The following is a 12,881-nucleotide window of genomic DNA, read 5'->3' on the forward strand; positions in this document are numbered from 1 at the left end:
TTAAATTTCTAACTAAGCATTACTAACTATAGTAATGCTTTTTATATTATTAGCTTCTCTTTTAATTATTTTAATTGCATCTGTTGAGCATTCTGACTAAAAATTAATCGGCATTTTCAGAGGGGGCAATACAATAATTCCTAAATTCCTTTGGAGTATAATTTGTATGTTTTCGAAACTTTTCTATATAATAGCTTACACTTCCAAATCCAACTTCCTCCGCAATTTCTGTAATGGATAGACTGCTATTTTTTAATAGCAGCATACTTTGATTTATACGGTAAGAAATTAAATATTCAAATGGAGTTGATTTTATCATTCGTTTGAAAAACCTACAACATTCAGACCGACTGATATTTGCAGCTTTTGCCACATCGTCTAGTGCAATCTTTTGTTTATAATTTTGATGAATATAAGATAACATTTCTTTAATTCGGTTATTTTCAGCAAAAGCATTGGTGTTTACCTCCTTAATATAATCAGGTGTGTTGGTAATAATTAAATGCCATATACTTGATAATTTGGAATGCATGTCTAATTCAAATCCAAATTCATTATTTATATAAACTCTAAATAGATTATCTAAAGTATATAAAACTTTTTTTTGCCAAGGAATTGAAGTATTTAGTGCAATGGCTGAATTTGAACTTGATTTTAAAAAAGGTTCTACATACTTTTCATGAATAATATTTTTTGAAGAACCAGAAAGAAAATTCGGAGATATATCGAAGCAAATATATTCACTGTCTTTATTTTCTGAATTATATGGTTTTGCTGAATGAAGATAACCAGAATTGATAAAGATACCATTTTCTTCTTCAATATTATATATAGATTGATTCACAGTAAAACTCACGAAGCCCTTTGTTACAAGGCAAAACTGTATTTCATCATGCCAGTGCAAAGGGACATATCCAAGTACATTTCTACTCAACTGAGTTTTATAAACTCCTATTGGAAATAATGTGCTTCCATGTCGTGTTATCTCTTTAAAGTCTCTGGCAATTGGAATATCGGGTACTTGCAAATGAATTACCTCCCTTAAATCAATATTGCGATATTAATGAATAATAAAATTATATAAAACTCAATATTACGATATTAATGGGTAATAGCTTTATAGAAGGTGTAAACGATATACAATATAATAGTACTATAAAAATGTGTTAACGACATAATAGTAACATATTTATATAATTTATTAAATACTGGTTTGAAAGAAAATTCACAAAACAAATTTATAAGGAGGTACTTAAAATTGTCTAAAAAAGTAATTTCAACTAAAAACGCACCAGCAGCCATAGGTCCATATTCACAGGGGGTTAAATTTTCAAACTTTGCTTTCTTGTCAGGACAACTACCAGTTAATTCAGTTACTGGAGAAATGCCAAGCGATATAGAGGGACAAACAAAACAATCTCTTGAAAATGTTAAGGCAATATTAAAAGAAGAGGGACTTGCTTTAAATAATGTAATAAAAACTACAGTGTTCTTAAAGGATTTGGAAAATTTTTCAAAAGTTAATGAAATATATAGTCAATATTTTGAAGGCTTTTATCCTGCAAGAAGCTGCGTAGAAGTAGCAAGACTCCCAAAAGATGCTCAAATAGAAATTGAGGTTATAGCAATCAAAGAATAATTTGAAATTATTATGGAGGATGAACATATGTTAGAAAAAAGTTTAATAAAATATGTATTTAATGACAAGGTGAGAAATACTGAATATAAAAAAGCAAATATAGATTTTATTTCAGATGAAGAGATTAAAAAAGCAAAAAGTTTTCATGAAAGTTTTTCAGAGTATTCTGTAACACCATTACACAAATTAGATAACCTAGCTAAAATATTAGGGGTTAAGAACATATTTCTGAAAGATGAATCCTATAGATTTGGACTTAATGCATTTAAAGTGCTAGGAGGGTCTTATGCCATAGGAAAATATTTAAGTGAAAAATTAAGAATAGATATTTCTGAAGTTTCTTTCGATTATTTAAGATCAAAAGAAGTTAAAGAGAAGTTAGGGGATATAACCTTTGTAACAGCTACAGATGGAAATCATGGAAGAGGGGTTGCTTGGGCAGCTAATCAATTAGGACAAAAATCAGTAGTTTACATGCCAAAAGGTTCATCTAAAATTAGACTTGAAAACATTAAGAAAGAAGGGGCAGAAGCTAGCATTACAGAAAAAAACTATGACGAGACAGTTAGATTTTCTAATGAAATGGCTGAGAAACATGGATGGGTAGTGGTACAAGATACTGCTTGGGAAGGCTATGAAGATATTCCTACATGGATTATGCAAGGATATGGAACCTTAGTTCATGAAGCTATGGAGCAACTTGCAGAATATGGAATAGGCAAACCAACACATGTATTTGTACAAGCTGGTGTAGGGTCCTTTGCAGGAACAGTTCAGGGATATTTAGCTTCAAAATTTGGAGTGGAAAGGCCTGTTACAGTAGTTGTAGAGCCAGATTTAGCACCTTGTATATATGAGTCTGCAAAGCTTGGTGAGAGATATATAGTTACAGGAGACATGCACACAATAATGGCAGGACTTGCCTGTGGAGAACCAAATACAATAAGCTGGGAAGTTTTAAAAGATTACTCTGATGCATACTTCTCTTGTCCAGACTATGTATCAGCCAGGGGAATGAGACTACTTGCAAGTCCACTTAAGGGAGATCCACAAATAATATCTGGGGAATCAGGAGCAATTGGAGCTGGAGTAATAAGCCTAATTATGGAAAAAGGTTGTTACAAAGAATTAAGAGAGAAACTAGGACTTAATGAGAATTCCAAAATACTCATAATAAGTACGGAGGGAGATACAGACCCAAAGAAATATAGAGATATAGTATGGGATGGCGACTATTCGTCAATATAAGCTAGTACAAATTTAGATGAAATAAGAATGATATACATTTATATATTGGAATTTTGATTTTCCTTTTACCTAGCATGCACTAAAACTAATAGGAGGTTGAAATATGGGAATTATTAAATCATTGAACGGTATATTTTGGGGATGGTTAGTTGCTGGAATATTGTTAAGTACAGGTGTTTTTTATACAATTCTACTTAAATTCCCTCAAGTAAGGCATTTTAAGCAGCTTTTTACAAACATTATTGATGGAATGAAAAAGAAAGATGGAGTATCTGGTTTTGGTGCTCTATGTGCAGCAGTAGGTGGACAAGTTGGAACCGGTAGTTTAGTTGGAGTTGCAACAGCTCTTGCATCGGGAGGACCTGGAGCGATATTTTGGATGTGGGTAACTGCCATTTTAGGGATGCCAATTAACTTTGGTGAAGCAGTTTTAGGACAAATATTCCGTGTGAAGAATAAGGACGGGACCTTTCGTGGTGGTCCGGCCTATTATATGGAAAAGGGGTTTAAAAGTAAGTTATTAGCAACTTTATTTTCTATTTCGCTTATTTTAGGAATTGGATTTAATTATGTAATGATACAAAGTAATTCAATTTCCAATGCAGTAACAGGAGTTATAGATATTAATCCTGCTTTTGCGGGAATAGCCCTTGTAATTCTTGTTTCTATGGTAATATTTGGTGGAGTTAAACGACTTGCTGGTTTCTCGAGTTACGTTGTTCCATTTATGGCTTTGGTGTATATTTTAATTGCCGTTTTTATTGTTATTACCAATTTTAATATGTTACTATCAGTTTTTGCTTTGATATTTAAATCAGCTTTCAACTTCAATGCAGCAGCAGGAGGAGTTGCTGGATATACCATAAAAGAGGCTTTCAGATTTGGAGTAGCAAGGGGCTTATTTTCAAATGATGCTGGAAATGGTACAACACCAAGCATGCATGCATCAGCTAACGTAAAACATCCAGTAAATCAAGGATTTGCTGCTATGTTAGGAGTGTTTCTTACAACAATGATTGTTTGCAGCTGTACCGCATTTGTTATTTTATTTACTGGAGCATTGGATACTGGCGCTACTGGAATTGCTTTAACCCAAGCTGCATTTGGAAGAGGAATTCCGTTTGGGAATATGGTTGTATTTGCCGCTATGTTTTTGTTTGGATTTACTACCTTATTAGCAGATATCTATTATGGTGAGGTAAATTTAAGATGGTTATTTCCTAAGATTGGTGATAAGTTGATAACACCTTACAGAATACTCAGTTGTGGCGTTATTCTTGTAGGAGCCATTGCACCTGTTACATCTCTTTGGGAGTTGGCTGACTTCTTCGGAGCACTCATGGTATTCTTTAATGTAATTGCATTGATTGGATTATCAAAGCATGTAAAGAGGGTTTATATGGATTACAAAGATCAAAAGAAGAATGGAATTGAAGAACCAGTTTGGGATTATGAGGATTTCATAAAAGAAAGCGAAGAAACGACTAGAAGTCATGAAAAAAATATCAAAGGCTAGATACCATAAAATCAGACAATTTAATCTATGGTCTAACAAATTTATTAACCTAGTTATTTACAATATATTTTACATTTTAGGGGGAAATAAACATGAATACTAAATTAAATTTATCAATTAATTCTGAGCGCTTACTTAACCGGATTCAACAACTTGGTAAAACTGGTAGGGGCAATGACAATAAACTATCGAGAGTAGCTGCTTCAGATGCAGATAAAGCTGGACGTGACCAATTAGTTACTTGGATTAAGGAGGCCGGATTAGAAGTAGAAATCGACAAAATCGGTAATATCTTTGGTATTTGGTATAGTACCCAAAATAGAAATGAAGCACCAATTTTGCTAGGTTCCCACATCGACACAGTTATTAATGCCGGTATTTACGACGGATGCTATGGAGTTATTGCTGGTCTTGAAGTAATAAAGACTTTACAGGAGGCAGGCTTTGTTCCAACTCGTCCGATTGCAGTAGCAGCATTCACTAATGAAGAAGGTGTTAGATATGCACCTGATATGATGGGCTCCCTTGTATTTGCGGGTGGGCTATCAGTTGATGAGGCTCTTGCAACAGTAGGTATCGATGGCACAATATTGGGCGAAGAGCTTAAACGTATTGGATATGCTGGAACGAAGGAACCTGGCTTTTTAAAACCACAATCTTACATTGAGCTTCATGTAGAACAAGGTCCAATTCTTGATAAAGTTGGCACCCCAATTGGTGCTGTTGAGGATCTTCAAGGTATTTCCTGGCAGCGCGTTACCATTGAAGGTGTTGCAAATCATGCTGGTACTACACCAACTGATATGCGACGTGATGCAGGACTTGCGGCGGCAAGGGTGATAACATATTTACGCGATCGTGCTAACGCTTCCAATGGGAAAACTGTTGCGACAGTTGGAACTATTGAATTTAAGCCCAATGCTGTTAATGTCATTCCATCTTTAGCAACATTTACAGTTGATTTGCGTAATCCAAATGAGAAAAAATTGCAAGAGGAAGAGCAAGCACTTGCGAACTACCTCAAAGAATTAGCGGCATTAGAAAAAGTATCAATTAATTCTGAACAATTAGTACGCTTTCAGCCAGTTACTTTCGATGAGAATATTGTTAGGTTAGTAGAGGAGGTTGCTAGTGAACATGGACTCCAATCAAGACGAATGACGTCTGGTGCAGGACAAGATGCTCAAATGATTGCTCGTGTTTGCCCTTCAGCTATGATTTTCGTTCCAAGCGTTGATGGAATAAGTCATAACCCTAAAGAGTTCACAGCAGAACCTGATTTAGTGGCTGGAGCCAACGTGTTACTGGATTTAGTTGCTAAACTCACAGAGGCTGAGTAAATTTCTGTTAGTAAGCTTTAGGTGGAGCTAAAACTCCATCTAAAGCTAAAAGTTTGTCTATATATAATGGAGGAAAATATATGAGAAATATTGATTTTAAAAACCAACTTAATGAGTGGAGGCACTATTTGCATATGCATCCTGAAAGTGCTTTTGAAGAAAGGAACACTTCTGAGTATTTAGCCAAAGCATTGACAGATATGGGACTGGAGGTTCATAAAAATATTGGAGAGACTGGTATTGTAGCAAATCTTACAATCGGGGATGGAAAAGGCATTATTGGTCTTAGAGCTGATATGGATGCTATTAACCTTACTGAAAAAGGACAACATCTATATAGTTCTCAAAATCCAGGGAAAATGCATGCATGCGGACATGACGGACATATGACTACACTGTTAGGAGCTGCTAAATTACTTTCTGAGAGGAAGAACTTTAACGGTACGGTAAGATTTATTTTTCAACCAGCGGAAGAACCGGGTAAAGGTGCAATGGCTATGATGGATGACAAGTTATTTGAGCGTTTTCCTGTAGATGAAATTTACGGAATGCATAATATGCCACAATTACCTGCAGGAACAATATGGACCAAAGTAGGCGGAATTATGGCAAGTGAAGATAACTTTGTAATTCGTATTAAAGGAAAGGGGGCACACGCATCTGCTCCTCACATAGGAGTTGACCCACTTGTAATTGCAGCTGAAATTATTCTTGCACTACAAACTATAGTTTCACGTAACGTTAATCCAATTGACACGGCTGTTGTTTCCTGCACGGAAATTCATACAGATGGAATTAGAAACGCTATTCCTACTAATGTTGAAATTAAAGGAGATACTAGAAGCTTCACACCTGAAGTTCAAAAACTGATTGAAGATAGAATGAAAAGAATTTGTGAAGGTATATGTGATTTTTATGGGGCAGAATGTCAATTTGAATACACTCATGAATTTTCACCTACTCTTAATTGGGAAAAATGTACTGAAATTGCTGCACAAGCGGCAAGAAATATCGTTGGAGATGAAAATGTAAATGCAAACTGTGATCCAATGATGAGTTCAGAAGATTTTGGCACATTCTTACAGAGGATACCAGGCTGTCTTGTATTTCTAGGGGGTGCAAACAGTGATAATAAAAATGACGTCATTCCTTTGCATAATTCTCTTTATGATTATAACGACTCAATATTAGAAACTGGTGCAGAATTTTTTGCAGAGATAGTTAGAATTCGCCTTTCTAAATAGTATGTAATATTTCAACTCAGGTTTATAAGTGCTTAAATTGGATTCTGAAAAGAATAGTTAGACCTCAATAATATTAGGTTTTTTAGGCCAGGATACAATTTTTATCTAGTGTAATTGTGTCCTGACCTCATTAAATTATTATTTTAAATGTTATAGAATTTATAAGTTTTTATATTTAAAAGTTTATCAATAGAATAATATAATTGGAGAATAGAGAATAGCTATTCTAGATTTCTTAAATAACTTCTCCATCTGTTGAAATTATAACTTCTCTGTATGGTACTATTACCCCTGATTTTAACATTGCGTTTTTTACAGCAGATACAATTCCACTACAGCATGGTACTTCCATTCTAACTACAGTGATGCTTTTTATGTCATTGTTCTTAAGCATATCAGCTAATTTTTCTTCATAATACTTGTTATCGTCAAGTTTTGGGCATCCTATTACTGTAATATGGTCTTTTATAAAATCTTCATGAAAGTTTTTATAAGCATAAGCTGTACAATCAGCAGCAACTAAAAGGTTAGCTCCATTTAAGTAAGGGGCTTTACTGTTTACTAGGTTTAATTGTACAGGCCATTGTCTAAGTTCTGAGTTTGAACTAGAATGTAAGTTTTCAGCCATCTGCATAGGAAGGGCCTTTGGCTTTTGAACCTTAGGTTGTCTTTGTATAAGTTTTGCAGCACTTCCAGGGCATCCGCATGGCATATCAGGAATTAAAGCTTTCTTTGCTTCTTCAGCAGCTTTTTTTTCAGCTATTTTTTGTTTAACAAGTTCATCATCATATTCCTTAGCTTCTCTTTCAATTATTTCAATTGCATCCGTTGGACACTCTGGAAGACAGTCTCCAAGTCCATCACAGTATTCATCGCTTATAAGTTTAGCCTTTCCGTTTATAAGTTCAATTGCACCTTCGTGGCAAGCCTTTACACATAATCCGCATCCATTACATTTATCCTCATGTATATGAACTATTTTTCTCTTCATAGTATGATCCTCCTAATTTTTATATTTATTTAAATTCATATAAAATTAATATCGTTTTAATCTTAGATATTCTGTTTTCAATTGATTTCATAAATTTATTATATTAAAATTAGAATTATAAATCCGTAACACATGAAACCAAGTTAAAATTTAGTAGATATTTTAGGAGAGAATAACATGAAGCAAGTATTATCAGTACTTAGACAATGTATATTATTTAAAAATTTGAATGGAGAACAATTAGAAAATATATTAGATAAAAACACATTTAAGATTAGCAGTTATAATAAAGGTGATGTAATAGCTATTGAGGGAGATGACTGTAATAGTATAGGAATAGTAATAAAAGGTAAAGTTGAAATTAGTAGACTATTTGCATCCGGCAAAACTGTAACTATGGACAGACTTCAACCAAATAGAATATTTGGAGAAGCTATAATATTTTCTAATTTTCACAAGTATCCAGCTACTATAACTTCAACAGAAAAAAGTGAAGTGCTTTTTATATTTAAGGAACAATTGCTTAAAATATGTAGTGAAAATAATATAGTTTTAAATAGTTTTATGAGCTTATTATCTAACAAGATACTTATGCTTAATAAGAAAGTCAAAGTGTTATCTTATAAAAATATAAGGCAAAGAATTGCAAGTTTTATATTAGAGGAATATAGAAAGCAAAATAGCCTTCATATTAAGTTAAAAGTAAATAGGAAAGAAATGTCTGAAGAACTTGGAATTCCTCGGCCATCACTTTCAAGGGAAATGATGAATATGAAGGATGAAGGAATAATCGATTATGATAAAAATTCTATTACTATAAATGATTTAGAGGTTTTAGAAGAATGTTTAGTAGAATAAGAATTAGAGTCAATTCCATCCTTAAGGGAAGTATTTTGTTTTTCATGCTGCACTTTTGTATGTAAAGATTTATTGAAGTATATAAGGAGTAATAGGAATGAAAATGGGTATAAAGATAGGTATAAGCATAGTTTTATTAATTATGATTTTTGTTGTGAGTATTGGTATACAAATTTATAAGTTTGGAAAGTTTTCTAAGGCTGAGAAGTCTGATTGCGTAATAGTACTTGGATGCAGTGTTTATGGAGAAACCCCAAGCCCAGTTTTAGTAAGCAGAACGGAAGAAGCTTTTAGATTATATAAGGAAGGATATGCAAATTATATAATTGCATCAGGAGGAATGGGAGATGGAGAAGAAATTTCAGAAGCTGAAGCGATAAAAAGACACTTAATAGGGCTTGGAATGGATGAAAAGTACATAATAAAAGAAGATAAGTCAACTAGTACCATGGAGAACTTAAAGAACTCTAAGGAAATAATGCAAGAGAGGGACCTTAATTCTGCTATAGTAGTATCCAATAAATATCATCTAAAGAGAGCCTCACTTATGGCAAAACGAGTAGGAATTCATGCAAGTTTTTCTGGAGTATTTGTAAAGGACTATATCAATCATGAACGTTATGGATTTATTAGGGAAATACCAGCACTTATTAAGTTTTACTTAACCTAAAAGGATATTACGACATATTTAATGTTGAACCTATCGTATGATATTTGCATTTAAGAAGGCGCTCACTACGTAAAGAAGCTCTAATATTTATGAATTTAAATCACCTAAACTTTTTAAACTCGCTGTCGCTCAGACAGTAAAAAGTTCTTTACGGTGTTTTAAATTCGTAAATAAAGAACTTCTAATTCCTTGTTCAAAGCCTTCTACAATGCAAATCAAATACTAAATTCAACATTAAAATGTCTTCATGCACACTGCCGAAGGAAGAAATTTCGCTTTGGCAAAATTTCTTTTCAATCACCACTTATCAAAGGGCTGGTAAGCCCGCAGACTGATAGGTCGTACGATATTAAGCATTCTATTTTTATCAGAAATCTTTTGTTGTACTACCTTATCTTTAACTTGTAAATTTTTTTATTTATTTAGTGTAAGTGCTTGTAACATTAAGGACTTCCGCCCTAAAAACCGTGGTAATATTTCTAGAAGTAGGCATATTCTAAATTCCTTAAGTATAAATATATATTAGTATAAAATATACGAATGTACAAAAAGAGGTGGAGGGGTTAATGATGGAGAAGTTATATTATTGTAAGGATTGCAAAAGAATATTAAAGGATTCAGAGGAATGTGAGTACTGCAATAGCAATAATTTAAAAGAGCTTACTCACGGAGCACCAGTAAATATCATGGGAAGCAAATTAAAAGGTAAGGTATTAAAAATCAAAAATGATTTAGTAAAGCTTTTAATAAGAGATGAAAATAATCAAACATATATTAAAGAATATGGATTTGATAAATTAAAAAAGGTACTTTAAATAATAGTGGCCAATTACTAATCTCTAAATGATTAACGAAATGAGGATAGCGATTAGTAATTAACGACTATAGATTAAATAAAAAGTTGCGTGGTCAACTTTTTATTTTTTGTTTTCTGCTTTAAATGGTATTAGTTTTTTTAGCATTTCGAAGGATGCTAAATTAAATTTTAACTTTTTAATTTCTTCATTATCAGTATATTCAATCACGGTACCAGCAAAGGTCTCATTATCTTCTTCATAATAACTAGTGATATTTTGTATATCTATTGCTAACGGAGTTATATACACAAATAAGTTATCTAGGAAATAAAGCTTCTCATCTTCAATCCATACAAATACATATCTTCCATCTTTAAGCTTACCTTTTTGTAGTTGCTTATTATATGCCTTAGCTTCTTTTTTAAATCTATCAAGATAATTGGTCAAGAAAATTCTTCCGTTTTCTTTTAGAAAATCTAAAAGAGCATTATTATAAAATAAATTTTGATTTTGTTTTATATTGTTTAGAGCAACAAAAAAGGATTTTCTCATTTTAGAATTTTCATTTAAAATATCTGAAAGATTTTTATTTTTATAATTTAATTCGTGAAAGTTAAATTCCCTAAGCTCTTTATTTATTTGATTATCTAATAAATCTGAACCGCCTAAATACAATGTTACAAAAGCATCTTTAGGAATAAAGCATTTATTAAATTCATCTTCATATTCATCAAGTAAGTTCGATAGGCCTTGAATTATTTCATCGTCAACAGTTTTCTTACCAAAAAACAACATTAAATCAGCTCCTATGTTTAATATTAGTATAATGCTTATATTATATATATTTTTAAGAAAACTTGCAATTTTTTAAAAGTAAATATAAAAGTTAAAGAACAAATAAATATTGTATAAAAGAGAGCAGTATGTGAAAAGATATCCACATTTATATAATATACAGATATTGTATAAATAAAACACAAGTTTTTCTTGATAATATGATAACTATTAAATAAAAAATATGTTATAATACGATGTAACAGTAAAAAAAATTTAGAAAATATTTGAAATTTTGCCTGTGATAGTGTAAAATATTCATAATTTATCATACTAAAGTATATGGAGGGATAAAAATGGCTAAAAATATAGTAAGGCCTTCAATACTGCCAGGATTTATGGAGTTGCTTCCTGCAGATCAAATACTTTTTAATAAAATGATGGATACTATAAGACATAACTATGAAAAGTGTGGCTTCATTCCATTAGATACTCCAACTATAGAAAAATCTGAAATACTTCTTGCCAAGGGTGGCGGAGAAACAGAAAAGCAGATATATAGATTTACCAAGGGAGATACAGATTTATCTTTAAGATTTGATTTAACTGTACCACTAGCAAGATATGTAGCACAGCATTTTTCCGATTTGACATTCCCTTTTAGAAGATATCATATGTCAAAGGTATATAGGGGAGAAAGAAATCAAAAGGGACGTTTTAGAGAATTTTACCAATGTGATATAGATATAATTGGAAATGGGAAATTAAACGTAATAAATGATGCGGAAATTCCAAGTGTTATATATTCTACATTTAAGGAACTTGGTTTTGAAGATTTTACTATACATATAAATAATAGAAAAGTATTAAATGGCTTCTTTGCATCCTTAAATGTCGATAATAAAGCAGAAATCTTAAGAACTATAGATAAGCTTGATAAAATAGGAATGGATGCAGTAATAGAAGAGCTAAAATCTTTAGGTTTAGATGAGGTAAGAGTAAATAAGATAATAGGATTTATACAAATAAAGGGCAGCAATGATGAAATGTTAAAATCCTTAGAAGAACTTAATATAGAAAATGATGAGTTTAAAGAAGGATTAAAAGAATTATCTCAAGTTGTATACTATATAAGATGTTTTAAAGTTCCTGAAAACAACTTTAGCATAGATTTAACTATAGCAAGAGGTCTTGATTATTATACAGGTACTGTATATGAGACTATATTGAATAATTATCCTAAAATAGGAAGTGTATGTTCTGGTGGAAGATATGATAATTTAGCAGAATACTATACTGAGCAAAAGCTTCCAGGTGTAGGAATATCTATAGGTCTTACAAGATTATTTTATCAGCTAAGAGAAGCTAATATAATAGGAGAAAATGCTTCATCAACTTTATCACAAGCACTTATTATTCCTATGGGAGATGATTGTGTAGAACATTCTATAAAGGTTGCTAGTGATTTAAGAGAAAATGAAATAGTGTGTGAAATTTATTTTGAGGATGGCAAGGTAGGTAAAAAGTTCGGTTATGCAGATAAGCTTAATATACCTTATGTAATACTTATAGGTTCTGATGAAATAAATCAGAATAAGGTTACACTAAAAAATATGAGTACAGGCGAACAGCAAACTATTACTATCGATGATGCCATGAGTATAATTAATAATAAATAATAATTTTTCACAAAGGTCAGCTTTAGGCTGGCCTTTATTAATTTGACTTAAATTCTTAAGTGTATTATCATAAAATTTTGTTATATAATATAATTATAGTAAAATTTTACATAAGTTAATGATTG

General features: G+C 32.0%; 12 protein-coding genes. 9 read left to right on the top strand and 3 right to left on the bottom strand.

Going from position 1 to position 12,881, the window contains the following annotated elements; genetic code table 11:
• Positions 1-103: 103 nt before the first annotated feature.
• A complete protein-coding gene (locus JOC70_RS08610; RefSeq protein WP_204598453.1) occupies positions 104-1,027 on the bottom strand; it encodes an AraC family transcriptional regulator in 924 nt (307 codons plus the stop codon).
• 231 nt (positions 1,028-1,258) lie between these two features.
• On the opposite strand from JOC70_RS08610, the gene JOC70_RS08615 reads away from it, so the two are divergent.
• From JOC70_RS08615 to JOC70_RS08635, 5 genes are all read left to right on the top strand, one after another.
• On the top strand, positions 1,259-1,639 hold the full coding sequence (locus tag JOC70_RS08615) for a RidA family protein (protein ID WP_204598454.1): 381 nt from the start codon (positions 1,259-1,261) through the stop codon (positions 1,637-1,639).
• 27 nt (positions 1,640-1,666) lie between these two features.
• Positions 1,667-2,887 (top strand): diaminopropionate ammonia-lyase, encoded by a 1,221-nt coding sequence (dpaL, locus tag JOC70_RS08620; protein ID WP_204598455.1) that lies wholly within the window; start codon positions 1,667-1,669, stop codon positions 2,885-2,887.
• Positions 2,888-2,990: 103 nt separating this feature from the next.
• Positions 2,991-4,403 (top strand): alanine/glycine:cation symporter family protein, encoded by a 1,413-nt coding sequence (locus tag JOC70_RS08625; protein WP_204598456.1) that lies wholly within the window; start codon positions 2,991-2,993, stop codon positions 4,401-4,403.
• 92 nt (positions 4,404-4,495) lie between these two features.
• A complete protein-coding gene (locus JOC70_RS08630; protein ID WP_204598457.1) occupies positions 4,496-5,743 on the top strand; it encodes a Zn-dependent hydrolase in 1,248 nt (415 codons plus the stop codon).
• An 80-nt stretch (positions 5,744-5,823) separates the two neighbouring features.
• Positions 5,824-6,987 (top strand): M20 aminoacylase family protein, encoded by a 1,164-nt coding sequence (locus JOC70_RS08635; RefSeq protein WP_204598458.1) that lies wholly within the window; start codon positions 5,824-5,826, stop codon positions 6,985-6,987.
• Positions 6,988-7,222: 235 nt separating this feature from the next.
• On the opposite strand, the gene JOC70_RS08640 is transcribed toward JOC70_RS08635, so the two are convergent.
• Positions 7,223-7,978 (bottom strand): ATP-binding protein, encoded by a 756-nt coding sequence (locus tag JOC70_RS08640; RefSeq protein ID WP_204598459.1) that lies wholly within the window; start codon positions 7,976-7,978, stop codon positions 7,223-7,225.
• Positions 7,979-8,155: 177 nt separating this feature from the next.
• Here JOC70_RS08640 and JOC70_RS08645 point away from each other — a divergent pair, with 177 nt between their 5' ends.
• From JOC70_RS08645 to JOC70_RS08655, 3 genes are all read left to right on the top strand, one after another.
• Positions 8,156-8,836 carry a Crp/Fnr family transcriptional regulator gene (locus JOC70_RS08645; RefSeq protein WP_204598460.1) on the top strand — a complete coding sequence of 227 codons (681 nt, stop codon included), beginning with the start codon at positions 8,156-8,158 and terminating at the stop codon, positions 8,834-8,836.
• Positions 8,837-8,933: 97 nt separating this feature from the next.
• Positions 8,934-9,506, top strand: a complete 573-nt coding sequence (locus JOC70_RS08650; RefSeq protein WP_204598461.1) for a YdcF family protein — start codon at positions 8,934-8,936, stop codon at positions 9,504-9,506.
• A gap of 569 nt (positions 9,507-10,075) precedes the next feature.
• A complete protein-coding gene (locus tag JOC70_RS08655) occupies positions 10,076-10,321 on the top strand; it encodes a hypothetical protein (RefSeq protein WP_204598462.1) in 246 nt (81 codons plus the stop codon).
• 102 nt (positions 10,322-10,423) lie between these two features.
• Here JOC70_RS08655 and JOC70_RS08660 read toward each other — a convergent pair whose 3' ends face one another.
• Entirely contained in the window at positions 10,424-11,098 is a 675-nt protein-coding gene (locus JOC70_RS08660) for a hypothetical protein (RefSeq protein WP_204598463.1), read from the bottom strand.
• 335 nt (positions 11,099-11,433) lie between these two features.
• Here JOC70_RS08660 and hisS point away from each other — a divergent pair, with 335 nt between their 5' ends.
• The gene (gene hisS, locus JOC70_RS08665) at positions 11,434-12,756 is read left to right on the top strand and encodes a histidine--tRNA ligase (RefSeq protein ID WP_204598464.1); all 1,323 of its coding nucleotides are present in this window, start codon (positions 11,434-11,436) and stop codon (positions 12,754-12,756) included.
• Positions 12,757-12,881: the final 125 nt, after the last annotated feature.

Origin of the sequence: Clostridium pascui, assembly GCF_016908015.1 — a bacterium.
Lineage (GTDB): Bacteria > Bacillota > Clostridia > Clostridiales > Clostridiaceae > Clostridium_AK > Clostridium_AK pascui.